The organism is Parabacteroides sp. AM17-47, assembly GCF_003434625.1.
Classification (GTDB): Bacteria; Bacteroidota; Bacteroidia; order Bacteroidales; family Tannerellaceae; genus Parabacteroides; species Parabacteroides distasonis.
Genome location: NZ_QTLI01000020.1, coordinates 41093 through 68078 on the forward strand (window position 1 = coordinate 41093; position 26986 = coordinate 68078).

At 47.2% G+C, this 26986-nt stretch carries 18 protein-coding genes; 10 read left to right on the plus strand and 8 right to left on the minus strand.

What is annotated here, in order from left to right; translation table 11 throughout:
- Window positions 1-12 precede the first annotated feature (12 nt).
- The 5 genes from DW205_RS16345 (at window position 13) to DW205_RS16365 (ending at window position 9367) form a co-directional block, all read left to right on the plus strand.
- A complete protein-coding gene (locus DW205_RS16345; protein WP_008774244.1) occupies window positions 13-3387 on the plus strand; it encodes a TonB-dependent receptor in 3375 nt (1124 codons plus the stop codon).
- An 18-nt stretch (window positions 3388-3405) separates the two neighbouring features.
- The gene (locus tag DW205_RS16350) at window positions 3406-4911 is read left to right on the plus strand and encodes a RagB/SusD family nutrient uptake outer membrane protein (RefSeq protein ID WP_005866325.1); all 1506 of its coding nucleotides are present in this window, start codon (window positions 3406-3408) and stop codon (window positions 4909-4911) included.
- Window positions 4912-4939: 28 nt separating this feature from the next.
- Window positions 4940-6259, plus strand: a complete 1320-nt coding sequence (locus tag DW205_RS16355) for a sulfatase (RefSeq protein WP_005866327.1) — start codon at window positions 4940-4942, stop codon at window positions 6257-6259.
- A gap of 106 nt (window positions 6260-6365) precedes the next feature.
- A complete protein-coding gene (locus DW205_RS16360) occupies window positions 6366-7796 on the plus strand; it encodes a sulfatase (protein WP_005866329.1) in 1431 nt (476 codons plus the stop codon).
- A complete protein-coding gene (locus tag DW205_RS16365; RefSeq protein ID WP_005866331.1) occupies window positions 7793-9367 on the plus strand; it encodes a sulfatase in 1575 nt (524 codons plus the stop codon). The genes DW205_RS16360 and DW205_RS16365 overlap by 4 nt, the downstream gene beginning before the upstream one ends.
- Window positions 9368-9505: 138 nt before the next feature.
- Here DW205_RS16365 and DW205_RS16370 read toward each other — a convergent pair whose 3' ends face one another.
- Entirely contained in the window at window positions 9506-10603 is a 1098-nt protein-coding gene (locus DW205_RS16370; protein ID WP_005866333.1) for a glycoside hydrolase family 76 protein, read from the minus strand.
- A 134-nt stretch (window positions 10604-10737) separates the two neighbouring features.
- On the opposite strand from DW205_RS16370, the gene DW205_RS16375 reads away from it, so the two are divergent.
- Window positions 10738-11670 (plus strand): alkaline phosphatase, encoded by a 933-nt coding sequence (locus tag DW205_RS16375; protein ID WP_005866335.1) that lies wholly within the window; start codon window positions 10738-10740, stop codon window positions 11668-11670.
- A 62-nt stretch (window positions 11671-11732) separates the two neighbouring features.
- Here the strand turns inward: DW205_RS16375 and DW205_RS16380 are convergent, their stop codons facing one another.
- Window positions 11733-14675 (minus strand): InlB B-repeat-containing protein, encoded by a 2943-nt coding sequence (locus tag DW205_RS16380; protein ID WP_005866337.1) that lies wholly within the window; start codon window positions 14673-14675, stop codon window positions 11733-11735.
- A gap of 173 nt (window positions 14676-14848) precedes the next feature.
- Here DW205_RS16380 and DW205_RS16385 point away from each other — a divergent pair, with 173 nt between their 5' ends.
- The 4 genes from DW205_RS16385 to DW205_RS16400 all read left to right on the plus strand — a co-directional run bounded on the left by DW205_RS16385 (window position 14849) and on the right by DW205_RS16400 (window position 19790).
- Window positions 14849-16063: a hypothetical protein gene (locus DW205_RS16385; RefSeq protein ID WP_005866339.1), complete on the plus strand. Its 1215-nt coding sequence runs from the start codon at window positions 14849-14851 to the stop codon at window positions 16061-16063.
- On the plus strand, window positions 16060-17106 hold the full coding sequence (locus tag DW205_RS16390) for an AraC family transcriptional regulator (RefSeq protein ID WP_005866341.1): 1047 nt from the start codon (window positions 16060-16062) through the stop codon (window positions 17104-17106). Before DW205_RS16385 ends, DW205_RS16390 begins: the two co-directional genes overlap by 4 nt.
- A 79-nt stretch (window positions 17107-17185) precedes the next feature.
- The gene (locus DW205_RS16395; RefSeq protein ID WP_005866343.1) at window positions 17186-18106 is read left to right on the plus strand and encodes an endonuclease/exonuclease/phosphatase family protein; all 921 of its coding nucleotides are present in this window, start codon (window positions 17186-17188) and stop codon (window positions 18104-18106) included.
- Between the two features lie 106 nt (window positions 18107-18212).
- The gene (locus tag DW205_RS16400; RefSeq protein WP_005866345.1) at window positions 18213-19790 is read left to right on the plus strand and encodes a carboxylase; all 1578 of its coding nucleotides are present in this window, start codon (window positions 18213-18215) and stop codon (window positions 19788-19790) included.
- A gap of 142 nt (window positions 19791-19932) precedes the next feature.
- On the opposite strand, the gene rpiB is transcribed toward DW205_RS16400, so the two are convergent.
- From rpiB to DW205_RS16430, 6 genes are all read right to left on the minus strand, one after another.
- Entirely contained in the window at window positions 19933-20364 is a 432-nt protein-coding gene (gene rpiB, locus DW205_RS16405) for a ribose 5-phosphate isomerase B (protein ID WP_005866347.1), read from the minus strand.
- A gap of 2 nt (window positions 20365-20366) precedes the next feature.
- Complete coding sequence (locus DW205_RS16410) at window positions 20367-22397, minus strand: transketolase (RefSeq protein WP_005866349.1); 2031 nt, start codon at window positions 22395-22397, stop codon at window positions 20367-20369.
- Window positions 22398-22577: 180 nt separating this feature from the next.
- Window positions 22578-23270, minus strand: coding sequence for an NUDIX domain-containing protein (locus tag DW205_RS16415; protein ID WP_005866351.1), 693 nt, complete (start codon window positions 23268-23270; stop codon window positions 22578-22580).
- Between the two features lie 20 nt (window positions 23271-23290).
- Complete coding sequence (gene galK, locus DW205_RS16420) at window positions 23291-24436, minus strand: galactokinase (protein ID WP_005858095.1); 1146 nt, start codon at window positions 24434-24436, stop codon at window positions 23291-23293.
- Window positions 24437-24543: 107 nt separating this feature from the next.
- On the minus strand, window positions 24544-25818 hold the full coding sequence (locus DW205_RS16425) for an MFS transporter (protein WP_005866353.1): 1275 nt from the start codon (window positions 25816-25818) through the stop codon (window positions 24544-24546).
- 45 nt (window positions 25819-25863) lie between these two features.
- Complete coding sequence (locus DW205_RS16430) at window positions 25864-26940, minus strand: aldose epimerase family protein (protein WP_005866355.1); 1077 nt, start codon at window positions 26938-26940, stop codon at window positions 25864-25866.
- Window positions 26941-26986: the final 46 nt, after the last annotated feature.

Here is a 26986-nt window from a genome sequence, read left to right on the forward strand (position 1 = left end):
CATTACAAAGTTATGAAAAAAATCAGAAAAGTAAACCGAGTCATGAAGATAAGTGCGTTGTTATCCTTGGCTTTCGCATGCACTGTATCCGCTTCTACCTATGGACAGAATTATAAGCTTTCCATGAATAAACAGGATTGCAGTATATCGGAAGTGCTAAAAGAAATAGAGAAAAATAGTGAGTACACGTTCTTCTTGAATGATAATCAAGTAAATGTAAATAGGAAAACGAGTGTAAAAGCAAATAATGCTTCGTTAGAGGAGGTCTTAGAGCAAGCCTTGAAAAATACGGGATACCAATATGAGATTGTAGACCGGCAGATTATAATTAAGTCAAAGAGTGTTTCAAGTGTCTCACATCCGAATGCCTTATTCCAGTCTTCGCCACGAAAGATTACCGGGCAAGTAAAAGATGCCTTGGGAGAACCCATTATCGGGGCGAATGTTGTCGTTAAAGGCACTACGAACGGAACGATTACGGATATCGATGGAAACTTCAGTCTGGAAGTACCGGACAATGCGATCTTGGTAGTTTCTTTTATTGGTTATACGGATCGTACGGTCGAGGTTGGTAATTCTTCGAAAGTAATGGTTAGCCTGTCCGAGGATACCCAGAAGTTGGATGAGGTTGTGGTCGTAGGTTACGGAACGCAGAAGAAAGTGAATTTAACAGGAGCGATCTCCTCTTTGGATGCGGAGACGTTGGAGAATCGTCCGATCACCAACTCGACCCAAGCGTTGCAAGGTACGCAAGGTGTTTACGTAAATCAAGCGGGTGCTCAGCCGGGAGCGGACGGGGCGACGATTCGTATTCGTGGTCAGGGAACCTTGAACGATAATAACCCGTTGATTTTGGTGGATGGCATCGAGTTCCCGTTGGAAGCGGTAAATCCGAATGATATTGAGAGTATTTCCGTATTGAAAGATGCGGCTTCTTCCGCTATCTACGGTTCTCGTGCGGCGAATGGCGTTGTCTTGGTAAAGACAAAGGGGGGAAAGAAAGGTAAGTTTACCGTCGATTATAATAACTATTTCGGCGTGCAGCAGGCTACCTATCTGCCTAACTTCGTATATGATCCGGTCGTGTTTATGGAAATGAGAAACCAAGCGCAACGGAACGAAGGTAAACTAACGGTGGATTATTCTGATGCGTTAATCGAGGAGTACAAACAAGGTATGTTAACAGACCCGATTATGTATCCGCAGAATAATTGGTTGGATATTATGTATAATAATGCCTTTATTATGGAGCATAACATGCGTTTCTCCGGAGGTGATGATAAATATACGTATTCCGTATCTTTAGGCTATGGTGATCAAAATGGAGTATTGCGTGGAACGGATTCCAATAAATATACCTTAGCTGTGAATACGACTGCTCAGGTAAATAGCCGTTTGAAGATCGGCGCTAATATCAATGCGCATTATCAGATCTATAATGAGCCGGTAGCGGGTGTGGCAAACTTAGTGGAGATGACTTATAAAGCGCAGGCTTTCCACCCGACTTATACGGCCGATGGTCGCTATGCGGATACCTTTATCCGTACTCCTGGGCATAATATCTATCGCCATCCGTTGGCGTTGGCCGATGAGGGCGAGAACAAGCATAAGTCCTTGCGTATGTTGGCGAATTTGTCTGCGGAATATAAGCTTCCGTTTGATATCGTTTATAACTTGAATGTCGGTTTAAACAAATATGATTATCTGCAATCTCGTTTTGCGCCTGATGTATACGAATATCAGTTGAAGACCAATGAGGAGAAACGAGTGGTTTATGACGGTCAGAATACACGCCATGCCTATAAAGGTGATAAGAATGACTTGGCAGTTACAGTATTCAATACTTTATCTTGGGGCAAGAAGTTCAATGATGCCCATGACGTAAAAGTATTGGCTGGCTATAGTTTTGAGAGCGATGATAAGACTGAGTTTTCCGCTAAGGTAGAAGGTTTCTTAGGGAACGAGTTGCACGAATTAAACGCAGGTTCTAGTAATCCGAGTGTAGCGGGTACTTCCTCGAGATCAGTCTTGATGTCTTACTTTGGTAGGGTGAATTATGGTTATAAGGATCGTTATTTATTTGAGGGTAACTTTCGCTATGATGGTTCGTCTCGTTTTGCCAAAGGAAATCGTTGGGGTATTTTCCCATCATTCTCTGCCGGATGGCGTTTGAGCGAGGAAGAGTTTATGAAAGATATTCCTTGGATATATAATCTGAAATTGAGAGCTTCTTGGGGACAATTGGGTAACGAGCGTATCGATTTGTTCCGTTACGTGGACCTAATGAACTTGAAGGTGATAAAAAATGATGGTTCAATTACGGATTATAACTACCCGTTAAATGGAGCGATGCAATCCGGAGCGGCTATTACCGCCTATAACGATCCGAACATCACATGGGAGACAACGACCATGACGAATGTCGGTATTGACGCTAGCTTGTTAAACGGAAACTTAGATTTCTCTTTCGAGTTCTTTGATAAACGTACTTCCGACATCTTGCGAAAGGTTACTTTGCCGGATCAAGTAGGTGGTCTGGATGGCCCGATCCGTAATATCGGCGAGGTGAGCAATAAAGGTTTCGAGTTGAATATGGGATATCGGAACAATATCGGGGACTTCCGTTACGAGGTAAATGGAAATATGACCTTTATCAAGAATAAGATCGTTAGCTTGAAGGGGCAAACAATCATTGATGGAATGTTTATCTTGGAAGAAGGAAAGCCTATCGATTCTTATTATATGCTTCATGCTATCGGTATTTTCCAATCTGAGGAGGAAATCAAGAATAGTCCGTATCAAACCGCAGCTACTAAACCGGGATATCTGAAGTTTGAGGATACGAATGGAGATGGGAAAATTACCGAAGATGACCGCCAGATACGTGGTGGTGTGATTCCTAAGATAACTTATGGATTCAATATCAACTTAGGATATAAGGATTGGGATCTGGGCGCTTTCTTCCAAGGTGTAACTGATGTCTATACATATGGAGACCGCATTGGTGCTACTCCTTTATGGTTTGGTTGTGGTTTGCCGGAACAATGGTTGACGGATGCTTGGACTCCCGAGCGGGGAACCAGCGCTACATTGCCTATCTTGACTACGTATGAAGGATGCTTGAACGAGAATTTCCGTACAAATGATTTCTGGTTGAGAAATGCCTCTTATTTACGTTTGAAGAACTTGCAACTTTCTTATAACGTACCGGCCTCTTTCTTGAAAAGCGGTGTGGTTAAGAGATTAAAGGTCTTTGTCAATGCGCAAAACTTATTCACGTTCTCTCCGATGAAGGATTTTGATCCGGAGAAGAACTTGAAGGGAAGCAACTGGTATGCCTATCCGTCTGTACGGACTTATACGGCAGGTGTTAATGTCACATTTTAAATAATAAGGAATAATAATATGAGACGTAAAATATATAAGATGATATGTGTCGCTGTCGCTTGTATGAGTTTAATCGCTTGCGATAGCTGGTTGGATGTAGATCCTTCCGATCAATATTCCACGGAAACATTCTGGAAGACAAAAGAGCATGCGAGCGCCGGTATAATGGGATGTTACAACGCATTGAAACCTTGGCGTTCATTGCATACGATGGAATTCGATATGTTGACAGCGAATGCGATGCCTTATAACGAGGCGAATGGTACGCAAGCGATTGGAAAGGGTGAACATTTGTCTACTACGGCTCTAATCGGAAGTTTATGGAAGAACTGTTACGTTGGTATTGGCCGTACGAATACTTTCATCGCTAATGTCGGAGGTGTTGATATGGATGAGTCGGAGAAGGCGAAGATGGTGGGTGAAGCCAAGTTCTTACGAGCTTTCTATTATTTAAGTCTGGTCGATAAATTCGGAGGTGTGCCACTGATTATAGATGCTCCCAATGCGGATGAGCAAGCCGAATTACCTCGCAATTCCAAGGACGAGGTAGTGAATCAGATTGTCAAGGATTTGGAGGAGGCCGCTGCCGTGCTACCGGACACCTATGCTAGCTCAGACTTGGGACGTGCGACAAAAGGTGCTGCGTTAGCGTTAAAAGCCCGTACTTTATTATATAATTCTCGTTGGGCGGAGGCGGCCCAAGCTGCTAAGCAGGTAATGGAGTCTGGCGTTTATCAATTATTCAATGATTATCGTCATTTCTTTAGCGAAGATAATAAATATAATTGTGAGGTAATCTTTGATATAGAAGCGAAATTGCCGGAGTATCCAACGGATTATGATCAGAATATCTGGCGCTTGAATCGTCCGGCTCCCTTGAAGGAACTGGTTGATACATATCTCTGTATTGACGGGAAGACGATAGAAGAGTCACCGCTTTATGATCCGACTCGTCCGTATGAGAACAGAGATCCTCGTTTATTGAAATCGATCGTTTGCATCGGTTATCCGTATTTAGGAAAGACGATCACAAAAGAAGATGTGGCGACTACGGGTTTCGGTGTGAAGAAATACACTTCTTATGAGGATGATGTAACGATTCCTTTAGTAGAACGTTCGGCTTTCAATTTCATTTTAATTCGTTATGCGGAAGTTCTGTTGACGTATGCCGAGGCGCAGAATGAGGCGAGTGGTCCTGATCAGTCAGTTTATGATGCCATCAACCAATTGCGTAGGCGTCCGGATATCAATATGCCGGAAGTACCAAAAGGTTTGACGAAAGATCAGATGCGTGAGGTAATCCGCCGTGAACGCCGTATCGAGTTGACCTTTGAAGGACTCTACTATTCGGATATCTTGCGTTGGAAAACCGCCGAGAAAGAGAATAATGGTATGATGCATAATTATGATGGAATAGAAGTCGTGAAACGTTCTTTTAATCCGAAACGAGATTATTTATGGCCGATCCCTTATAACCAAACAGTCTTGAATCCAAATTTGGAGCAAAATCCGAACTGGGACTAAGGCGAGGTATCGTATTTGAAAATAAATCATGAATATAAAACAACTCATTTTAACTACCAGCGGGCTTCTGCTCGCTGGTATCGTTGAGGCTCAGTCGGCTCATCCGAACGTGATCTTGATCTATACGGACGATCATGGATCACTGGACGTGAACTGCTTTGGGGCGAAAGATTTATGTACTCCCCATATGGATGCCTTGGCAAATCAAGGCGTTCGCTTTACCCAGTTTTATGGGGCGGCGGTTAGCTCGGTGTCGAGGGCTTCCTTATTGACGGGACAATTCGCCAAACGTGCGGGACTTACAGTGAATGCGGGAGGGAATAGTTTCTTACCGGTAGAGAAAGAGACTATAGCCGAGCGAATGAAATCGAATGGCTACCGTACCGCCTTGATCGGAAAGTGGCATTTGGGCGACCGTATAGAACAGGGGCCGAACGCACAGGGTTTCGATTACTTTTGGGGAATACGAGGAGGATGTGTGGATAATTATTCCCATTTCTATTATTGGGGTGGCCCGAATCGGCATGATTTGTGGCAGAATGAGAGGGAGATCTATTCTCCGGGCAACTTTTTCGCCGCAGAGAACCTGAAAGAGATCAAGAAATTCGCTACGGAAGATAAAGAGAAACCGTTCTTTATCTATTGGGCGGTAAATATCCCTCATTACCCATTGCAGCCCAGCGAGAAATGGTTGGATTATTATGCGGACCTACCTAATCCCAGAAGAATGTATGCGGCGTTTGTCTCTACTTTCGATGATTATTTAGGGGAGTTACGTACCTTCTTGGCTGCCGAGGGGTTGGCTGATAATACCATCTTGATCTTCCAATCGGATAACGGGCATAGCATGGAGGAACGTACTTTTAGAGGAGGAGGCTATAGCGGTCCTTACCGGGCCGGAAAATTCTCTTTGTTTGAGGGAGGTATCCGGGTTCCGGCTATCATCTGCTGGCCCAAGGAGCTGCCACAAGGTGAGGTACGTGATCAGGTTGCGATGAATATCGATTGGTTTCCTACCTTGGTCGAATTATGCGGTCTTTCAGCGGAAGGGATGGATGTGGATGGAAAGAGCTTACTCCCACTTATCAAAGACAGTTCCAAATCTTCTCCTCATAAGGCACTTCATTTTGATTTTGGGAAGCAATGGGCTGTCCGTTGCGGGGAATGGAAATTAATAGCGAATCCCCATGACGTGACTCCGGAGGGAGAGAAGGTCCTTAATGAGTTGTTCCTTTCCAACTTAGAAAAGGATAACACGGAACATATGAATTTCAAAGATCAATATCCCGAGAAAGTAAAGGAGTTGCAAGCGATGAGAGATGCTTTTGAGCGTTCTTTAGAAAAGTGATAATCCTAGGACTATTCTTGCTTTAAAAAATGTAAAAAGAAAGAACGTCTGATTATGTATGTTTATATTTGTTTAATTAAAAGCCAATATATCAATAAATAATATCATGAAGAATAAACTAATGTTACTGACGGCCGCCTCAGCCTTTTCAATGGCAGGCATAGCCGCTGATTACACGAATATCGTCCTGATTAATTTGGATGATGTGGGGTACGGAGATTTTTCTTTTAATGGGGCTTACGGATATACCACTCCGAATATCGACAAAATGGCGGCGGAAGGCGTTCGTTTTACACACTTCTTGGCGGGACAGCCGATCAGTGGAGCGTCTCGTGCCGGCTTGTTGACCGGTTGCTATCCGAATCGTATCGGTTTCGCCGGCGCTCCGGGACCGGATTCGAACTACGGAATCCATCCGGATGAGATGACGATCGCAGAGGTATTGAAACAGAAAGGATATAGTACCGCTATCTTCGGTAAATGGCATTTAGGTAGCCAAAAGGAATTTCTTCCCTTGCAAAATGGCTTCGATGAGTATTATGGTTTGCCGTATTCTAACGATATGTGGCCATTCCACCCGCAACAAGGTGAGGTCTTTAATTTCCCGGATTTGCCGACTTATGACGGAAACGAGATTATCGGTTATAATACGGACCAAACACGGTTGACTACGGATTATACCACCCGTTCTGTTAATTTCATCAAGAAGAATAAGAATAAGCCTTTCTTCTTGTATCTGGCTCATAATATGCCCCATGTACCGTTGGCCGTTTCCGATAAATTCAAGGGAAAGAGCGAGCAGGGTTTATATGGCGACGTGATGATGGAGATCGACTGGAGTGTAGGTGAGATATTCAAGACATTGCGTGAGCTGGGCTTGGAAGATAATACGTTGGTGATCTTGACTTCCGATAATGGCCCTTGGACCAATTACGGGAATCATGCCGGTTCAGCCGGTGGGTTACGTGAGGCAAAGGCTACGACCTTTGATGGTGGTAACCGGGTTCCTTGTATCATGTACTGGAAAGGTAAGACGTTACCGGGTACGACTTGTAATAAGTTAGCTTCTAATATCGACCTTCTTCCTACGTTCGCCGAGATCACGCAGGCCCCGCTGCCTACTCGCAAGATTGATGGCGTTAGTATCTTATCATTGATAGAGGGCAAGAAAGACGCGAATCCTCGTGAATCCTTTGTCTATTATTATAACAAGAATGACTTGGAGGCTGTCACGGACGGTATGTTTAAGCTGGTATTCCCTCATAAATACGTTACTTACGGGGCTTATGAGCCGGGAAACGACGGCCAGCCGGGTAAGTTGACGAATCTGGAGATCATGAAACCGGAGATGTACGACTTGCGCCGTGATCCGGGAGAGCGTTATAACGTGATCACCCAGTATCCTGAGGAAGCCGCGAAATTGATGAAGATCGCCGACCTGAAACGTCATGAGTTAGGGGATAACCTAATGCGCGTAAAGGGAACAGAGCGTAGGGAACCGGGTCTAGTACAAGGGAAAAAACGTCATGACCTATGAAACAATCGATCATAAGTATCGGAATGACTGCCTGTTGTCTTTCGGGGAACGGGCAGTTCCTTTTTGCCGCCGATAAACCAGTGCAAGAGGAACGTCCCAATATCTTGTTTATCCTTTCGGATGATCATACTTCCCAGTCTTGGGGCATTTACGGGGGGGTGTTGGGTGATTATGCCCGGAACGAGAATATCCGTCGCTTGGCTGCGGAGGGCTGCGTGTTAGATAATTGTTTTTGTACGAACTCGATCTCTTCCCCTAGTCGTGCGGCGATCTTGACCGGAGCCTATAGTCACGTGAACGGTGTCTACACGTTAAGTGATTCCTTTGATCCGGAGCAGGATAATATCGCCAAGCAAATGCGGGCGGGAGGCTATCAGACCGCTTTGGTCGGTAAATGGCATCTGAAAACGCAACCGCAAGGTTTCGACTTCTATTCCGTGTTTCATGACCAAGGCGAGTACCGGGACCCTACTTTCATAAACTGTACGGACCCTTGGCCGGGTGAGCGTAATTTCGGGGAGCGGGTACGAGGTTTCTCCACGGATATCGTGACGGATAAGGCGATCCGTTGGATGAAAGAGGCCGATAAGGACCGGCCTTTCATGATGTGTTGTCATTTCAAGGCTACACACGAGCCTTGGGATTTCCCGGAACGGATGAGGCATTTGTATGACGGCGTTGTTTTCCCGGAACCGGAGAACTTATTTGATTGGGGGCCGGAGACGAATGGACGTACCTTCTCCGGACAGCCTTTGGAGGAGTTGGCTCGTCGTTGGGACGTGGCGTCGCAAGACCCTGATAAATGGTGGTGCCGGTATCCGGAGTTGCCTTTTACGACGAAGGGCATGCATCGATCTGCCGCCCGTAGCGCCGCTTACCAGAAATTGGTGTGCGACTATCTGCGTTGCGGGGCTACGATCGACGATAATATCGGGAAGTTATTGAAAGCGCTGGACGATATGGGAATCGCCGATAATACGATCGTGGTGTACGTATCCGACCAAGGTTATTTCTTAGGAGAGCATGGTTTCTTCGATAAGCGTATGATGTATGAGGAGTCTCTACGTATGCCTTTCGTGATCCGTTACCCGAAAGAGATCCCGGCGGGGACCCGCAATAAGGATATGATCTTGAACGTGGATTTTGCCTCTTTGCTGGCGGATTACGCAGGCGTGAAGACCCCGAAAGAATCGCAGGGCCATAGTTTTCGCGATAATCTGAAAGGAAATACCCCAAAGGATTGGCGTAAGGAGATGTATTATCGTTATTGGACCCAACATTCGAACCGTCCGGCCCATATGGGTATCCGTAATGAGCGGTATAAACTGATGTTTTTCTATGGCGACCGTCTGAATATGACTGGTTCGGAGGATAAGACCACGACACCAGCATGGGAGTTTTACGACCTTCAATCCGATCCTCGTGAGAATCACAACGCTTACAACGATCCCCAATACGCCAAGATTATCCGGCAAATGAAGGAGGAGATGCTGAAGCTGCGGAAAGATGTTAAGGATGAGGACACGAATACCCCTAAAATGAAGGAGATTATGGAGACCTATTATTGGTAAAAAGAAATGCCTATACTGGTATCGCCTCATGCCACTACTCTTGAGGGCTAGAGGCGATACTGTTGTAGCCTTACGCCACTATTGCCATCGCCCCTCGTCAATACTTGTACAGGACAGCGATGTTTTTAACATATATGATTATCTCTGTTTCGTTAACTCATAAGCCTCTATCACGCACTCCAAAGCGCAAGCGTTTGCTGCCGAGCTTTCCTTGTGGAAAGGGCCGTACCAATAACAACCGAAGCTTTTGGATGTGGGGTCATAATCTTTCGTGATGATGGATTCTGCGTTTTTCAAGATGAAATCTTTATAAGCCGGATTCTTTGTCACTTCATACAGGAAGGCTAAATGACGGATGAAGATACCCTTAAATTGGACACCGTCGTTGCTATCATCGATCTCGGGCTTCATCTCACGAAGTATACCCTCGTCGGTTACCAATTGCGTGGTAATGGTAGCGTCGGCGATCTTTTCCGCTAGCTCCAAGTAAGATTTATCGTTGGTTTGGAGATACATCTCGGCTAAGACAGCGATGGCTACGCCTTGGTTATACGTGTAGTGGGCGTTGCGGTTGGGGGTACAATCGTCTTTCGTGCCGTCCTCGATTTGGTAGATGTCCGTATTGATCATGCCGGTTTGCGTATACCAATCCACGTTCTTCTTGAACCAGTCGAGATACGCCGGATTTTGGGTCGCTTTATATAATCGGATAGCTGTCAGGGAGAACAGGTTGTTCGCTATGGAGTTCTTGTAATGCAAAGGGTTCTTTTTCCAGAAGATGCCACCTCCGCAAGCGTCGCTCCAGCCAGTTGTCATATCATCGAATATGATCTCGGCCATATCTAGGTACTTTTTCTCTCCGGTCAGTTTGGAGGCCTCGATCCATGCCAATGCCCACCAACCCTCGTCATCGTAATAATCATTGATGAAGTTGTCGCAATAACGGGGAGTACCGGTTGAGTCTACGCCTACTTGGTAATGACGGGCTTTCTCGAATACATCCTCTATGACAGATGGGATGGCCGGATCTTTGGTTACGGCGCCGTAGCGAATGGTGGCGGTCAATACGTTCGCCGAGTTCCACCAGCCGGCTGTTTCCCAGATACCGGTCGTGTCGTTTCTCCAGCTTAGGGAGGTTTGTACGCTTTCTCGCATCTTTCCCTCAAAAGGGGAAGGTTTGCTACAGGATAGCATGAAAAATACAAGCAATACGCTTGTTAGGAAATGTTTGTACATACGTATTTATGAAAATAAGATTAGATTAAGCCACAAAGATAAATGATCTTTTTGAACTTTAGTTAAACTTTGTACCTTTGTCTGACGGAATCTAAGATACTTCAATATTAATCATAAAAGAAAAACACGGTAAGATGAAAAAGCAAATCTTATTTATTTGTTGTGCGGTAATCGCATACTGCCTGAGCGCCTGTAATACGGCACCTCAGCAAGCGCCTTTGAAAGAGAAGAATCTGCCAAAGCATGTAATCTTGATCGGTTTCGACGGCTTGAGCGCCCATTGCTTGAATAATGGGGCGGATATGCCTACTTTCCGTAAGATGATGGCGGAAGGCGCCTCCACGTTAGAGAATCGTTCGATCCTGCCTTCGTCGAGTGCTTGTAATTGGGCTTCCATGTTTATGGGAGCGGGACCGGAGTTGCACGGATATACGGAGTGGGGATCTCGTACGCCGGAGCTTCCTTCGCGTGTCGTGAATAGCGACAACCGTTTCCCGAATATCTTCGGCCTGTACCGGGATAAGGCTCCCGAGGCTGAGATCGGCTATATCTATGAGTGGGAAGGCATGAATTATCTGGTGGATACCTTGGCCATGAGCTTCCGTAAGCATGCCCCGATGTCGACTGAGAACCCGAACGGATGTACCCCGGTAGCCGTTCAGTATATCAAGGAGAAGAAGCCGAACCTTTGTGCGATCATATACGATCAGCCGGATGGTACCGGACATGGCAAGGGTTGGAGCTCCCCGGAGTATTTCGCGATGGTGAATCATTTGGACAGTTGCTTGACGCAAGTGATGGACGCCGTTCGTGAGGCGGGTATCATGGATGATACGGTGGTTATACTGACGGCCGACCACGGCGGTATCGAGACCGGTCACGGTGGCAAGACGATGAACGAGATGCAAACCCCGATCGTTTTCTATGGAAAGAACGTAAAGAAAGGCTTCAAGATCCCGGAGAGTACGATGGTATATGATATCGCCGGTACGATCGCCTACCTGTTGGACGTACCGCAGCCGCAAGTGTGGATCGCTCGTCCGATCATGTCTGCGTTCTCAGACTAGGCTAGCCTTGGAATACAGGAACGCCCCGGAAGGATCGATTCTTTCCGGGGCGTTTTGGTTTATCACCGGGCGATTCCTACCTTGGCGGTCGTGCCGTTGGATAGCCTCACGACGTAGAAGCCGGCCGGCAGGCCGTACAAGTGGTTGCTACCGGCGGGGAGGGGAGAATGGCGGATCAGCTTTCCGGCCATTGTCGTTATCGATACGTCGAGCGGGGCGGAGGTGTTGATGTAGAGTATGCCGCCGGAGGAGCGGATACGGCTCTTGTTGTCGGTGATCCGGGCGGTGGATACGATGATATCCTCTATCGTGATCCGGATATCTTCGTAGACGGCTATCGTGTAGCTGCCGTCTCGGTTGGGGGTGATCGTCCGGCCGTTCGCCTTTACCACGGGGGTAGACTGGCTGTAGGCCGAGTCTAGCTCAATGTAGAGGAAGAATTGATCACCCTCCTCATAGTAATAGGTACCGGGAGAGGGGGTGAGGGTTGCGTTTGCGGTCTCGGGGATTACGACCGTGTATACCGGAGGCGACGGAGTGGCAAGGCTGAACGTGCCCGCGCTCTCGTGTCCCGCATGGTCCGTCACCTTGTAGGTATGGAGGCCCTCGCTTCCGGAACCGTCATAGCGGTCGGAGGTAAGCTGCACGGAAGCACCGTCGATGAGGACGGAAGCTACGCCGCTGCCCTTGCCATCGGTGGCGGTGAGCGTATAGCCGAGGTTATTGGTGGAAACGGTTACGGTAGGGGCGTTGAGGTCGAGGCGGATATCCGTGGCCTTATGCTCGTACTCTTGCGTATACGGGTCGTCACGCTTGAGCAGGTAGGTCACGTCGAAGGTTCCCTCTTGGCTGAAGGTGAAGGAGGCGGCGAAGACTTCGCCGGAAGCGATTAGCGGGCTAATCGCCTTAGTTTGTATACCCGTCTCTTCCACTTCTTTCAGCTTGATGGTAAAACCGGGAGGAGCGGAGAAGATAACGGCTCCGGCATACCATTCCCCCTTCTTGTCGCCACCAAGTTCTACACGGGCCTCTTCCGGTAGCTTGTCGGTATAGGTACATGGGATATCCGGCGTGAGTTCCAGCTTGTAGTTGGACGCTAGGAACTTGTCGTTATCTATTAGCTTGAGATCTCCCGGAATGATAAGGTTGGTTGGGGAGTCTATGGCCAGTTGCCCGGAGAAGGCTGCTGTTTCTCCTTTGGCTTCTCCGCTTGTGTCATATTTCGGGGCCTCGCCTTTATACAGTATTTGGTCGGCCCGCGGGGTGACGGTGAGTGTTCTCGGGTGGATCGTTATTGGGATGTCTACGCTCTCCGGCTTCTCGCAATTGACATGGCTGATGTCAATGCGTATCTTAGCTCCGGATGTTGCGGTAGCCTTGTTGGGGGAACCGCATAGCTTGTTATCATTGTTTACCGTCAGGCCATAAGCTGCACCGTCGATTTCGAACTTATAGTCGGACTTATCGCCGTAGGTATCGGGAGCGAGGAGCCCGGACAGGTCATAAAGCTCATTCGGCTCCAGTGGCGTGGCGTACGTCCCTTCCAGCGTGGCCGGGGAGGCGGTGGTCTTGATCAGGTTCTCTGTCCAATGGGCGTAGAGGGTCATAGGCCCGGTGATCTTGGTTATTTGATTCCCGCCTTCTCTATCGTCGTACCAGCCTTCTACTAGGGTGTAATATGTATAGGTGAGCTCACCTGGCCTTAATGCGTCAGTTTCTGATAGGTATTCTGTGCTATTAGTGCCGTCGTCGATGGGATAATTGGTTTGAAAGTTCACTTTGTACTTTATCTTCTGACCATTAAGCTGAACCTTGATATTGGTATTGTCACTCTTGAGATCCTCATTGTTCTCTATCGTTCCGTTGCCGTCGATGGTTCCACTATCTTCATTGCTGATCGTCCCTTCATTGGTGAGGGTTACGCCATCGGCGATCGTCAATGTCTGTTTCCTTCTTATATGGAGTGTATAGCCGGGCGGTATCTCGTAATCCCGGTCGATGGTATAGTGGGTAATGTCGACGTTGTTGCCATCTATCATGCTACCCTTGATGCTACCCTCAATGCTACTATAATTATATTCCTTTAGAAATATGATAGCGCTATTCTGACCGGAGGGGAGGACATAAGATGACGCGTTTATAGCTTTGCCTCCATCTTTATTCGTTATAGCGGAGATGATCCCCCCGCTTATCGTGACTGTTTCCCCTACCTTTCCTTCCCCTGCGCCCATACCGTTATATCCGGTGGCATTTACGATTCCCCCGCTGATCTCTATCGTTCCGGAAGTTATGGGTGGATTAGCATGAGCGGGAGTCCCCGATACCCCGATACCCGGCCCGGAATCACCCCCTGTGGCGGTGATATTCCCGTCTTTGATCCGGACGGTTCCACCATTGGAATTAGCACTTGTTCCGATACCGGCTCCATATCCTTTCCCATGGGCAATGATGGTACCGTTCTCGATCGTGATGGTTCCTTTCGCATCTTTACTGTATCGTGAGCCTATTCCGGCGGCTTCATTTCCTCCTTTGACCGTTAGTTTTCCTTTACCTTTTATTATAAGCTCGGTACCATCGCCTGTAGGCGCGCAAATGGCGGGTAGGTCATGGCCACCTGCTAAGCTGTTATCTCCGGCTAGGGTCAATTCTACTTTCTTGGCTCCATCGGCGTATAAGGCGCAATAAGGTTCGTCTTCTTGGAGATTCTCGATGTTTACATTCTCCAGCGTGATCTTTACCTGTATGCCACTGGCGACCACAATAACGGCTTTCGATTTATTCTGATCTGTTGTGCCGTATCCGGTTTCTTGTGATGGCAATCCTTGTTTTTGGACATCATACGTACCGTGAATACGATATACGCTATTGTCTTGACTAATGGTAATTCCCCCTTTATGGCTATCGTCACTAAGATCTATATCTATTGTGCTTGTCCCTTGCCCCCATGCCGATACGAGCGAAAGGAATAGTAAGACGCCTGTTGTTAGGATGATTTGTTCTTTCATGATGTTCGTATTTTAGTTGCCGCTAAGATATGGGAGGGAGCGGGTTTCCCGCATGACAATCCGTCCGAATCTATTAGGACAAATCGTAATTAGCTGATTTTATTGATAGGACAGATCGTAATTCACGCGCAAAAAGGTAAAAATGTCTCTTTTCTATCAAAAAGCGGCAGGCCTTGATAAAAAAGCGATATATTTGGGGCATGGATATCCTGACTGTTTATATGATCTCTATCATGGTATTGGTACCCGTCTATTCCGCCGTGTCTTGCGGGATGGTGGTGGGGCTTTCCTTGCAGGATTGCCTGTCTCGGGAGGAGCGTGACTTGAAGAGGATATTGCTGGTTTACCTATCTGTCTCGGCTACCGGGTGGTTGGTCACGTTTTGCTATCAGTTTTATCCCTCGTTGTTTGTCCGGCTCAACGTGGTTTGCCTGCTTTGTTTCGTCTTGCCGTCTATCTTCTTCTACCGGATCGTCCGTTTCCTCACGAGGCTGGGCGAGCCGGAGGAATTCCCGCCTCTCCATTATCTCGTACCCGGGCTGCTGGCGCTGGCGATGTTGGTCTGGTCGTGCTTCGTGCCTTTCGACGTGCGGCTGGAGATCGTGAGGGGGAAAGCGGAGGTGATTCCCGCAGGGTACGAGTGGTATACCCGCTTTTTTACCCTCAAGCCCCTGCTGAGGGTTGTTTTTGGCCTCTTGTATTATATCCTTACGCTGGCGCTGCTGGTATCTTATTATAAGAGGGCGAGAGGGAAGGATACGCTGGTTCGCGGGCCGGCGGGCTGGGTGATCTTCTTGGTAGGTGTGTCCATCGCCTCGCTGCTCTCATCGGTCCTGCCTACGTTCATACCACGGAGCCGGTTCTACTATTCCCTTTGGACGGCAGTCGTGTCTTGCGGCATCGCCCTCCAACACGTTTTGCTATCGTACCATGTCATACGGCGGGAATACTGCCTCTACGTCTTGCGCCGTGAATCCCCGCCTTCTTCCTCCGGGGAAACGGATGCGGGAGACGTGCGCCTCCGCCGTAGCCATTCCGGGAAATTGACCCAGAGACGTTTCGAGCGTTTTTTCCGGGAACACAAGCCTTTTTTGAGGCCGGGTTATAAGATGACTGATCTGGTGGAGGACTTGGACGTGAACCGCACGGTGCTATCTGCCTTTATCAACCAGACGTATAGCATGAACTTCAATCGTTACCTGAACCGTTTCCGCTTGAGGGAGTTGGATAGGCTCCGCTCGCATCCCGCCAACCAAGGCAAGAGCGTGAGCTCGCTGATCGGGCAGGTAGGTTTCAAGGATTTCCGTACCTATTCCCGTGCCGTCGTCGCCGAGCGGGAAGCGGCCGCCGGGAAGCGGGAGCCCAAGGAGGAAGGAGGCACGGCATGATGAGCCTTGGTCTTATGGAGGCTTTCGCTTTCAGTCTTCCCATCGTCTGCGCCATGGTATGTATGGTATTGATGTTGCTGGACGCCTGCCGGTACGGAAGGGGCGGGCAGGAAAGGCGGTTGAGGGCGCTCTTGGCGCTGACTTACTTGGTGACGTCGCTGGGTTGGCTCGGGTTGGTGCTTTATTCGGTCGCCCCGTGCGCTTTCTCGTATTACCATCCCGTCTTTTTATTGACGTTGATGCTGGATCAGGTGATGTTTTTCTGGGTGGTATCCATGATAACGGATACCGGCGAGCGGCGGAGGCTGAATCGATGGCACTGGGTGGTGCCTGTCTTCCTTATGGGGGCCTCGTTCGAGGGCGGTATACTGGTAAGTCTCGTGTTTTTTATCTACAATACGCTTTACCCGGCGCTAAACCTCCGGAACATATACCGTTACAGGCGGTTCATCGTAGATTACTCGTCGGAGGCGCAACGTATCTCCTTGGATTGGCTGGCGGCCGTGCAAGTTTTTATCTTGGCTTGCGTACCCGTTCCGCTGGCGGGATTGTTGCTCGATATGGAGACTTTCTCCTCTTCCTATTTCGTGTGGCTGGGGGTGTTGCCAACGTTCGTGTTTTATATGATGCTCTGTTATAACATGCTCGACAAGAATTATCTCATCGTCCAGCCCGAGGCGTTGAAAGTGGAGGATATGCCTCCCAATCTCCCGGCTCTAGACCGTAAACGCCTAGAACGCTACCTACGTGAGAAGAAACCTTATCTGGACCCCAAGTTGCGGATCACCGACCTCGCCGCCGGGCTAAGTACCAACCGTAGCTACCTGTCGGCTTTTATCAACAAGGAGTATGGCATGAATTTCTGTCGCTTGATAAACCGCTGCCGTCTGATGGCTCTCGACCGCTTGCGGGTATCTCCCGCAAATGCAGGCAAGACTAATATGGAACTGGTACTTATGGCAGGCTTTAGTGGTTACCGGAATTATCTTCGGGTGAAAAAGGAGGAGGATAGGCTGGCGTTATTGAAAGTATTCGAGCGATAACCCCGATTTGGCAAACCGAGGTGAGGTGTTTTTTGAGGCATAAACGTTATCTTTGTCACGCATTTTAAATATATAAACCATGAGGAAATTCTTTTATACTTTCGCTTTTATCCTTTGCGCCTTGATGACGTTACAGGCGGAGACAATGGTAGTTGCCACCTATAATTTGCGTAACGCCAACGGCAGCGATTCCACGAACGGTAATGGCTGGGGACAACGCTATCCCTACATCGCCCAGATCGTACAGTTTCACGGGTTCGATATCTTTGGAACCCAAGAGGGCAAATATCCGCAATTGCAGGACTTGAGGCAAGCCATGCCCGGATACGATTATATCGGCGTGGGACGTGACGATGGTAAGCAGGCGGGAGAGCATTCGGCTATCTTTTACCGCACGGATAAGTTCGAGGTCTTGGAGCATGGCGATTTCTGGCTATCCGAGATCACCGACCGTCCGAATAAAGGCTGGGACGCCGTTCTGCCCCGTATCTGTACGTGGGGCGAGTTTCGGGACAAACAGACCGGCTTCACTTTCTTGTTCTTCAACCTTCATATGGACCATGTAGGCGTACAAGCACGTGCCGAGAGCGCTAAGTTGATCTTGAAGAAGATCAAGGAATTCCCGAAGAGACTTCCCGCTATCCTGACCGGAGATTTCAATGTTGATCAAACAAGTGAGTCGTATAAGTTGTTAGATGGTTCCGGTATCATGCGTGACTCTTATGAGATCGCAGATTTCCGCTATGCCCCGAATGGTACCTTCAACGGTTTCCATCCGGACCGTAAGACCGATAGCCGTATCGACCACCTTTTTCTTACGAAAGAATTTGAGGTGAAGAAGTATGGAATCTTAACGGATACCTATCGCTCCGAGGTGAAAGAAAGCGCCCAGAAGGAGCAAAACGGTAATTTCCCGAAAGAGGTGTCATTGAGCAAATACGAGGCCCGCACTCCTTCCGACCACTTTCCCGTAATGATCGTTGTGGAAGTAAAAGACTGAGGTTTTAGAAAAATTGGTTATTATTAACCCCGTAATCTTTATCAAATTTGTTTAGATCCTGTTATATAATCAGAATATTGACTAAAACGATCTAAACAAATTTGGTATGATACGTAAATTATTGATTCGTGATTTGACTCTTCGCGATGGTCAGCAATCGGCATTCGCTACAAGAATGTCTCAAGCGCAAATAGACCGTGTACTTCCTTACTACAAAGACGCAGGCTTTTACGCCATGGAAGTATGGGGTGGGGCGGTTCCCGATTCCGTGATGCGTTATTTAGGTGAGAATCCGTGGGATCGTTTAGAGATCATCAAAGCGGAAATAGGTAATTCCTCAAAGCTATCCGCTCTTTCCCGTGGGCGTAATTTATTCGGTTATAATCCTTATCCCGACGAGATTATAGAAGGCTTTTGCCGGAACTCGATTCGTTCCGGTATCGATATCATGCGTATTTTCGATGCTTTGAACGACGTGGATAACGTGAAATCCACGATCCGTTATGTAAAGAAATTCGGGGGAAAGGCCGACTGTGCCATCTGTTATACGATAGATCCTCACCATTCCCCGGTAGAACGTATAAAAGCCGCCTTGCATGGACGGCCCTTGCATAAGCCTGTTTTTACGAATGAGTATTTCTTAAACAAGGCCCTTCAACTGGAGTCGCTGGGCGCAGATATGATCACCCTGAAGGATATGAGTGGTTTGATACCTCCGGCTCGTACGGCGGAATTGGTGCGATTGTTCAAGAAGAGCTTGAAAGTACCGGTGGATTTCCATACGCATTGTACGCCCGGTTACGGATTGGCGTCGGTCGTATCCGCCATTATCAATGGGGTGGATATCGTTGATACGAATATATGGAACTTCGCTGGAGGACCAGCCGCTCCCGCCGTGGAACTGGTCTATATCTTTTGCAAGAAATTGGGTATCGAGCTGGATCTTGATATGGATGCGATCGCTAAGATCAACAAGGAGTTATTGACGATCCGCAAGGAACTTTCCTCGTTCGATACCGCGAAGAAATTCCCGAGGCCCTTTAATCCCGTAGAGGATAGTTTCCCCTCCGAGATCGACCGCTTCTTCAACGATGCCATCGAGGCCGCTCGGAAAGATAAGGAGGACGATTTGCTGCTTTATTGCCGTGCGATCGAGGAGTATTTTGATTTCCCCGAGCCGAACGAGTTGGTGAAAAAAGCGCAGATCCCGGGAGGTATGTACACAAATATGGTTGCCCAGTTGAAGCAATTGGGGCAGATCGACTTGTTGGAGAAGGCGATGTCGCTCATTCCGCAAGTACGGATGGATGCCGGCTTGCCTCCGTTGGTGACGCCTACGAGCCAGATTATCGGGGCGCAAGCGGTTTCCTGTGCGCTGGATGAGCAGAAAGGTCGCCCGATGTATAGTAATCCTTCCAACCAGTTTATCGCCTTGGTAAAAGGAGAGTATGGCAAGACGCCGATTCCGGTAGATCCGGCGTTCCGGTTGAAAATCGCCGGCGTACAAAATGAGGTGCCTTACGACGGTTCCCATTACGTGATGCAAGAGAATCCTGTATTGGAGGATTTGGATGTGTTATTGGCTGAGAATGAGAAAGAAATACTGTTGCTGGAGTTATTCCCGACGGTAGCCCGTACATTTTTAACTAAATGGAAAGAACAAAAAGCGAGATCGAATGTTTAATAGTAGAAAGTCTTCAAATTTGGCATCCGTCATCTATTATATGTACGTTGCCGTTTAAACGGTGATACGAAAAGGCTCTCCGAATGGTAAGCGAACCATGGGAGAGCCTTCTTTATTTTATAAAGTGACTTTTTCGCGGACTCTACAAAGGGATCTTGTCTATACGACGTTGGTGGCGACCACCCTCAAAAGGTGTATCCAAGAATATCTCAACGATTTTCTTAGCCTCTTCCTTGCTGATAAAACGACCGGGCATTGATAACACGTTCGCATCGTTATGCTCACGTGCCAGTTTTGCGATATCCTCTCGCCAGCATAAGGCGGCACGGACACCCCGATGTTTGTTCAAGGTCATACTAATGCCATTCCCTGTACCGCAGACAGCTATTCCCGGATAAACCTCGCCAGCTTCTACGGCCTTGCCCATCAGATGGGCGAAATCCGGATAATCGCAACTGTCAGAGGAATAAGTTCCAAAATCTTTATAAGACAATCCCCTTTCATCGAGGATTGTCTTTATATATTCTTTTAACTCAAAACCAGCGTGATCGCTACACAAACCTACTATACCCATCTTTATGCTAATAATTCTTTTACTTGGTTATAAACGTTCTTAGCCGTGAAACCTAATTTCTCGTCCAATACTTTGTAAGGGGCGGAGAAACCGAAGGATTCAAGTCCCCATACCTTGCCGTTAGGACCTACCAACCCTTCCAGATTAACCGGAAGACCAGCGGTTAAGCCGAAAATCTTGCTTCCTGCGGGAAGAATGGATTCTTGGTACTCTTTGCTTTGTGAACGGAATAGACCTTCGGAAGGAACGGAAACGATACGAACTTTTATGCCATCGGCACGAAGCAGGGCGGCGCCCTCGACCAAAGTCGATACCTCGGAACCGGAAGCCAAAAGAATTACATCCGCATTAGCGTCTTCATTGACGATATAGGCACCCTTTTCCGCTTGCAAAGCCTCTTGATAGCGGTTTTCCTTAGCGGGAAGATCTGTGATATTCTGACGGGAAAGAATCAATGCGGTAGGAGTGTAAACGTTCTCCATCGCTAGTTTCCATGCGACTGTTGTCTCCACAACGTCTGCCGGACGAAGTACCAACATGGAGTTGTGTCCCTTATGATTCTTCAATTTCTCTAATAAACGAACTTGAGCTTCTTGCTCTACCGGCTCGTGTGTAGGTCCGTCTTCTCCAACACGGAAAGCGTCGTGTGTCCAGATGAACTTAACGGGCTGCTCCATCAATGCGGCCATACGTAACGCAGGCTTCATGTAATCGGAGAATACGAAGAAAGTACCGCAAGCGGCGATCACGCCACCATGTAAAGACATACCGATACAGATACAAGCCATAGAAAGCTCGGCTACACCCGCTTGGAAGAAAGCTCCGCTAAAGTCGCCTTTCACGAAAGCATGGGTCTTTTTCAAGAAGCCGTCTGTCTTATCGGAATTGGAAAGGTCGGCGGAAGCTACGATCATGTTTTCTACATGGGTAGCAAGCACACCTAATACGGTAGCGGAAGCGGCACGGGTCGCTTGGTTCGCTTTCTGCTCGATTGCGGCCCAGTCGATTTTAGGAGCCTTACCGGAGAACCATTGCTCCATCTTTGCCGCTAAGTCCGGGTGAGCTTTCGCCCAGACGTCTTTCACGGCGTAACGCTCGGCGACGATTACTTCCAGTTCTTTCGCACGTTTGGCATATAATTCGGCTACCTCAGGAAGGATTGCGAACGGATGTTCCGGATCGCCTCCTAGGTTCTTGATCGTATCCGCTATGGAAGCTCCTGCCGCGGATAAAGGTTGTCCGTGAGTAGATACCTTATTCTCGTAACAGCTGTTATCAGCGCCGACAGCACCTTTCCCCATAACGGTGTTACCGATGATCAAAGTCGGTTTGGAGATCTCTGCCTTAGCCTCTTTTAAAGCCTTGCGGATCTCGTTTACGTCGTTACCGTTTATTTGAATGACTTTCCAGCCCCAAGCCTCGTATTTCATGGCTACGTTCTCCGCATCGACGTCTTCTACCTTGGTAGATAGCTGCACGTTGTTAGCGTCGTAGAACATGATCAAGTTATCCAGTCCTAAAGTTCCGGCGATACGTCCGGCACCTTGGGAGATTTCCTCTTGGATACCTCCATCGGAAATATATGCGTAAATAGTCTGGTTCATTACTTCCTCACCCAGACGTGCTTTCAAGAATTTAGCTGCGATAGCCGCACCTACCGCATAAGTATGTCCTTGTCCCAACGGGCCGGACGTGTTTTCGATACCACGCATAACGTCTACCTCAGGATGTCCCGGAGTAACGCTTCCCCATTGGCGGAACTGTTGAAGTTCATCCAATGTGAATTTGCCGCTTAAAGCCAGTACGGAATAAAGCATCGGAGACATATGCCCCGGGTCAAGGAAGAAACGATCGCGTCCTTCCCATTTGGGATTTTTGGGATCGTATATTAAGAACTCTGAGAACAGTACGTTAACAAAGTCTGCACCACCCATAGCGCCACCCGGGTGCCCGGAGTTCGCTTTCTCCACCATTGACGCAGCCAGTATACGGATGTTATCAGCTGCTTTGTTCATTACTTGAATATCGTTCATTTTATCAGATGAATTATTTATTTGACTGCAAAGATAATCAAACTCTTTGTAAGAGCCGTTATATCAATCAAACAATTCCTTTTCGGTAAAGGTTCCTATCTTCTTATATTTTTGATAAATTGAGAGATATTTAAGATAGCCCGCTGAGCGCCTTATTCTTGCGGGTATACATCATTCGGATTAGAGCGAGAAGTCGAAACCCTGTTCAACCCATTTGTTGTATTTTTTCTCGTTGAATTTGTAGAGGAAAGCTCCTCGTTTAGAACTTTTCTTGTCTTTGATATCCAGTTTTTCCAGAATATCCATGGCGTTTAGCTTTTTGCGGAAGTTCCGTTTGTCTAAAAGGGTTTGGTAGATGGCCTCATACAATGTCTGTAGTTGGGGCAAGGTAAATTGCTTGGGAAGCAAATTGAAACCGATAGGGCGGCTTGCCGCTTTCTTTTTAAGGACGGACAACGTATCGTTTATCATTTGGTTATGGTCGAAAATCAAGTCAGGAAGCTCGGATATCTTGGTCCAAGTAGCGTTATGGCTTTCCAAGATCTCGGGACTAAAATCATTCATATTCACCAAGGAATAGTAAGCTACGGAGATAACCCGTTCCCCTAAGTCACGCGATACATCTCCGTAAGCCCCTATTTGTTCCATAAAAAGATGCTCGATGCCCGTGCAATCGGTTAATACCCGTGATGCTGCTTCATCCACGCTTTCCCCGGATTTCACGAAGCCTCCCATAAGAGACCACTGTCCTTTCATCGGCTCGAACGAACGTTTGTATAATAAAACATTCAACTCCTTATTGTTAAACCCTAGAATGATACAATCTACGGCAACATAGAATTTTACTTCGTCTTGATAAAAAGCTGCTGACATCGTTTTATGGATTTTAAAGATTAACAGAGCTTGCGTGCTCCGTCGCTGATTACTACATTATATAATTTAGGTTCACGGCCAAACTTCTCTTTATAAGCAGAGAAGGCTTTCTTCACGAAATCGTCGTACAACTCATCCTTAACCAAGTTGATCGTACAACCGCCGAATCCTCCACCCATGACACGAGAACCCGTTACACCACATTCCTTGGCGATATCGTTCAAGAAATCCAGTTCCTCGCAGCTAACTTCATAAAGCTTGCTCATACCTTGATGCGTGCCGTACATCTTTTCGCCGACAGTCTCATAGTCGCCTTTCTCCAGTGCGGCACATACGTCGAGTACGCGTTGGATTTCCTCGATAACATATTCGGCACGCATGTAATCCTCTGCGCTGACATCCGCTTTTACCTCGTTCAGCATCTCCATCGTAGCGTCACGTAAGAACTCTACTTCCGGATGGTTGCGGCGAATGGCGGCTACCACGTTCTCGCAGGATTTACGGCGTTTGTTGTAGGCTGAGGATGCCAACTCATGCTTAACGACCGAATCCAATAACACGAGTTTGTAACCAACCGGATTAAACGGATAATATTTATATTCCAAAGAACGGCAATCTAAGCGGATCAAACTTCCGGCCTTGCCGAATACGGAAGCGAATTGGTCCATGATACCGCAATTCACGCCACAATAATTATGTTCTGTAGCTTGACCGATCTTAGCCAACTCGAATTTATCGATATTCAATGAGAATAAGTCATTCAATGCGAAAGCATAAGTACTTTCCAATGCGGCGGAAGAAGACATTCCAGCGCCCAGAGGTACGTCTCCAGCGAATACGGTATCGAAACCTTGGATATTACCACCTCGTTTAATAATCTCCCGGCATACGCCAAAGATATATCTTGCCCAGCTTGCGGAAGGAGCGTCCTCCTCGGTCAAGCCAAATTCAGCGTAATCATTTAAGTCGATGGAGAACGCCCGGACTTTGCCCGTCCCATTCGGTTTGATCTCGGCGATCATCCCTTTATCTACGGCACCCGGAAAAACGAAACCTCCATTATAATCAGTATGTTCACCGATCAAGTTAATACGTCCCGGGGATGTGTATAAGCTACCTTCGGTATTAAATAACTCTTTAAATTTAGTTCTGATTTTTTGTTGCATGATACTTAATTTGATTAAGGTAAATAATTGAATAAACAAGAAGAAATTACCCATTCAGATAACTCTGCCGGATAATTTCTTCTTTATCATATTATGTCCTGTCCTTATTATTCAACAGGAATATCTTTGTTTACGTTCTTGCTACCGATCAAAGCGTAATATAGCAAATATGCCAATCCTAGGAATACCACCCAGAAGCTAGTAATGAAACCGCCAGCGTCGGCTACAGCTCCTTGGATCAACGGAAGAATACCTCCACCGCAAACCATCACCATGAAGATACCGGAAGCGGCTGCCGTATATTTACCTAAACCTTCTACTGCCAAGTTGAAGATACCACCCCACATGATGGAAGTACATAAACCACAAAGAGCCATGAACATGATTCCAACCGGAACCTCAACCATACCGAAAGAGATATCAGACAAGAATACAGGCATACTAACTTTTGTCGTAGCAGGGGCGAAGATAGCGATCAAGATAAAGATCATACCTACCGTGGCGGCTGATGACAACATCGCCTTACTAGAGATCTTAGCTCCGAAAGAGGCGCCGAACAGACGTCCGATCATCATCAAGAACCAATATGTACCCACGATAGAACCGGCTACTGTAGGATCGATACCGATCTCAGGAGAAGTAGCGAACAAGTTCATGAAGTTAGGAATACCTACTTCGACACCCACATACAAGAAGATTGCGATGGCACCTAAAATGAAGTGACGGAAAGAAAGCGCGCTGTGCTTGTCCGGAGTCTTGGCTTCATTTTCCTTAACCATATGCGGTTCCGGAATTTGCATGCAGAACAATACGATAAATACGATGGCAAAGATACCCATAGCCAAGAACAATGCCGGGTTAGCGTCACTGATCTGAGCCTTAGCAGCGTCACCGATCAAATAACCAACCAATACCGGAACGATCGTAGCGCCGATAGAGTTCACGGAACCGGCAACCTGAATTAATTGGTTACCTTTGTTTCCACCACCACCTAGCGTGTTCAACATCGGGTTTACTACGGTATTCAACATACACATAGAGAAACCGGACACGAAAGCACCTGTCAAATAAACAGCGTAGCTACCAGCCACACCGGAAAGATAAGAAATACCTACACCACAGAAACCTACGATGATCGCTAACAAAGCGGTTTTCTTGTAACCGATCTTCTGCAATAGCATACCGGCCGGAATACCCATGAAGGCATAGGCGATAAAGTTAGCTGCGTTACCCAGCTGCGACATGAAGTTGCTGGCAGCGAACTGGTTCTTAACGATGATACCGAATGGGTTCTGTAGACCCGTCACGAAAGATATCATGAAGAAGAGAGCCACCATCATGATAATAGGCAATGTGTAATTCTTTTTTGCTGTTGATTCCATTTCTTTTTTGTTGTTTTAGATTATTAGATTACTTAAATTATTCTCTTATTCTACACTGAATTTATAAATAGTAGTACTTTGGAAAACCTCGCCCGGGCGGAGTTCCGTTGTCGGATATTCCGGTTTGTTGGGGCTATCGGGGAAATGCTGGGTTTCCAGACATAAAGCGGCCCGTTCCGGGTAGCGTTGTCCGTTCTTACCTTCGAAATTCCCAGTCATCCAGTTACCTGTGTATAATTGCACGCCCGGTTGAGTCGTATAAGTTTCCATTACGATACCGGTCTTGGGGGAGGAGCAGCGAGCGCAGTAAGAAAGTTCGTTGTCCTCTTTATTTAATATGTACGTGTGGTCATATCCCTTACCGAATATAAGCTGTTCGAAATTGTCATTGATTCGTTCGCCTACCTCATGAGGAGTCCGGAAGTCCATCGGTGTACCTTCTACCTTCTCTTTAGGTCCGTACGGGATTGCCGTATTGTCTGTAGGCAGATAATAGTCGGCGTTGATCGTGAGAATATGGTCTCCTATATAAGGGTCTCCCGCACCGGATAGGTTAAAATAAGAATGATTGGTTAGATTCAAGACCGTAGGTTTGTCCGTAGAGGCTTGATAGGAGATAACGACTTCATTCTCATTTGTCAGATGATAAGTTACGGTTGTCTTTAGTTCTCCGGGGAAACCTTCCTCACCATCGGCGGAGGTATATTTCAACTCAATGGTTTGCTCGTCTATTTGTTTGGCGTCCCATACGACCGCATTGAATCCCTTGATTCCGCCATGCAAGCTATTGGGGCCATTATTTATGGCTAATTTGTCATAAGTAATACCGTCGATCGTGAATTTTCCAGCGGCGATACGATTTCCATAACGACCGCAAATGGCACCGAAATAAGGTTCTTCTGATGTTAAGTACTCTTCAATCGAATTATGGCCAGTAACGACATCGGTCATTTTTCCGTTTTTATCCGGAACCATCAGCGAGACGATTTTCGCTCCATAATTCGTGATCGCTAGCTCTGCTCCAACCTTGTTACACAGGGTATAAAGCGCCGTTTCTTTCCCGTCAATTTGCTTGCTGAAGTTAGCAACAGACAAGCCCGACAGTGTATTTATGTTCTTCATGCGTATCAATATTATTGAAATTGCGTGTAAAAGTAACTTTCTTCTT

Coding starts and splice junctions, on each gene's coding strand:
- DW205_RS16345 (WP_008774244.1), top strand. CDS start 13: ATGAAAAAAATCAGAAAAGTAAACCGAGTCATGAAGATAAGTGCGTTG.
- DW205_RS16350 (WP_005866325.1), top strand. CDS start 3,406: ATGAGACGTAAAATATATAAGATGATATGTGTCGCTGTCGCTTGTATG.
- DW205_RS16355 (WP_005866327.1), top strand. CDS start 4,940: ATGAATATAAAACAACTCATTTTAACTACCAGCGGGCTTCTGCTCGCT.
- DW205_RS16360 (WP_005866329.1), top strand. CDS start 6,366: ATGAAGAATAAACTAATGTTACTGACGGCCGCCTCAGCCTTTTCAATG.
- DW205_RS16365 (WP_005866331.1), top strand. CDS start 7,793: ATGAAACAATCGATCATAAGTATCGGAATGACTGCCTGTTGTCTTTCG.
- DW205_RS16370 (WP_005866333.1), bottom strand. CDS start 10,603: ATGTACAAACATTTCCTAACAAGCGTATTGCTTGTATTTTTCATGCTA.
- DW205_RS16375 (WP_005866335.1), top strand. CDS start 10,738: ATGAAAAAGCAAATCTTATTTATTTGTTGTGCGGTAATCGCATACTGC.
- DW205_RS16380 (WP_005866337.1), bottom strand. CDS start 14,675: ATGAAAGAACAAATCATCCTAACAACAGGCGTCTTACTATTCCTTTCG.
- DW205_RS16390 (WP_005866341.1), top strand. CDS start 16,060: ATGATGAGCCTTGGTCTTATGGAGGCTTTCGCTTTCAGTCTTCCCATC.
- DW205_RS16395 (WP_005866343.1), top strand. CDS start 17,186: ATGAGGAAATTCTTTTATACTTTCGCTTTTATCCTTTGCGCCTTGATG.
- DW205_RS16400 (WP_005866345.1), top strand. CDS start 18,213: ATGATACGTAAATTATTGATTCGTGATTTGACTCTTCGCGATGGTCAG.
- rpiB (WP_005866347.1), bottom strand. CDS start 20,364: ATGGGTATAGTAGGTTTGTGTAGCGATCACGCTGGTTTTGAGTTAAAA.
- DW205_RS16410 (WP_005866349.1), bottom strand. CDS start 22,397: ATGAACGATATTCAAGTAATGAACAAAGCAGCTGATAACATCCGTATA.
- DW205_RS16415 (WP_005866351.1), bottom strand. CDS start 23,270: ATGTCAGCAGCTTTTTATCAAGACGAAGTAAAATTCTATGTTGCCGTA.
- galK (WP_005858095.1), bottom strand. CDS start 24,436: ATGCAACAAAAAATCAGAACTAAATTTAAAGAGTTATTTAATACCGAA.
- DW205_RS16425 (WP_005866353.1), bottom strand. CDS start 25,818: ATGGAATCAACAGCAAAAAAGAATTACACATTGCCTATTATCATGATG.
- DW205_RS16430 (WP_005866355.1), bottom strand. CDS start 26,940: ATGAAGAACATAAATACACTGTCGGGCTTGTCTGTTGCTAACTTCAGC.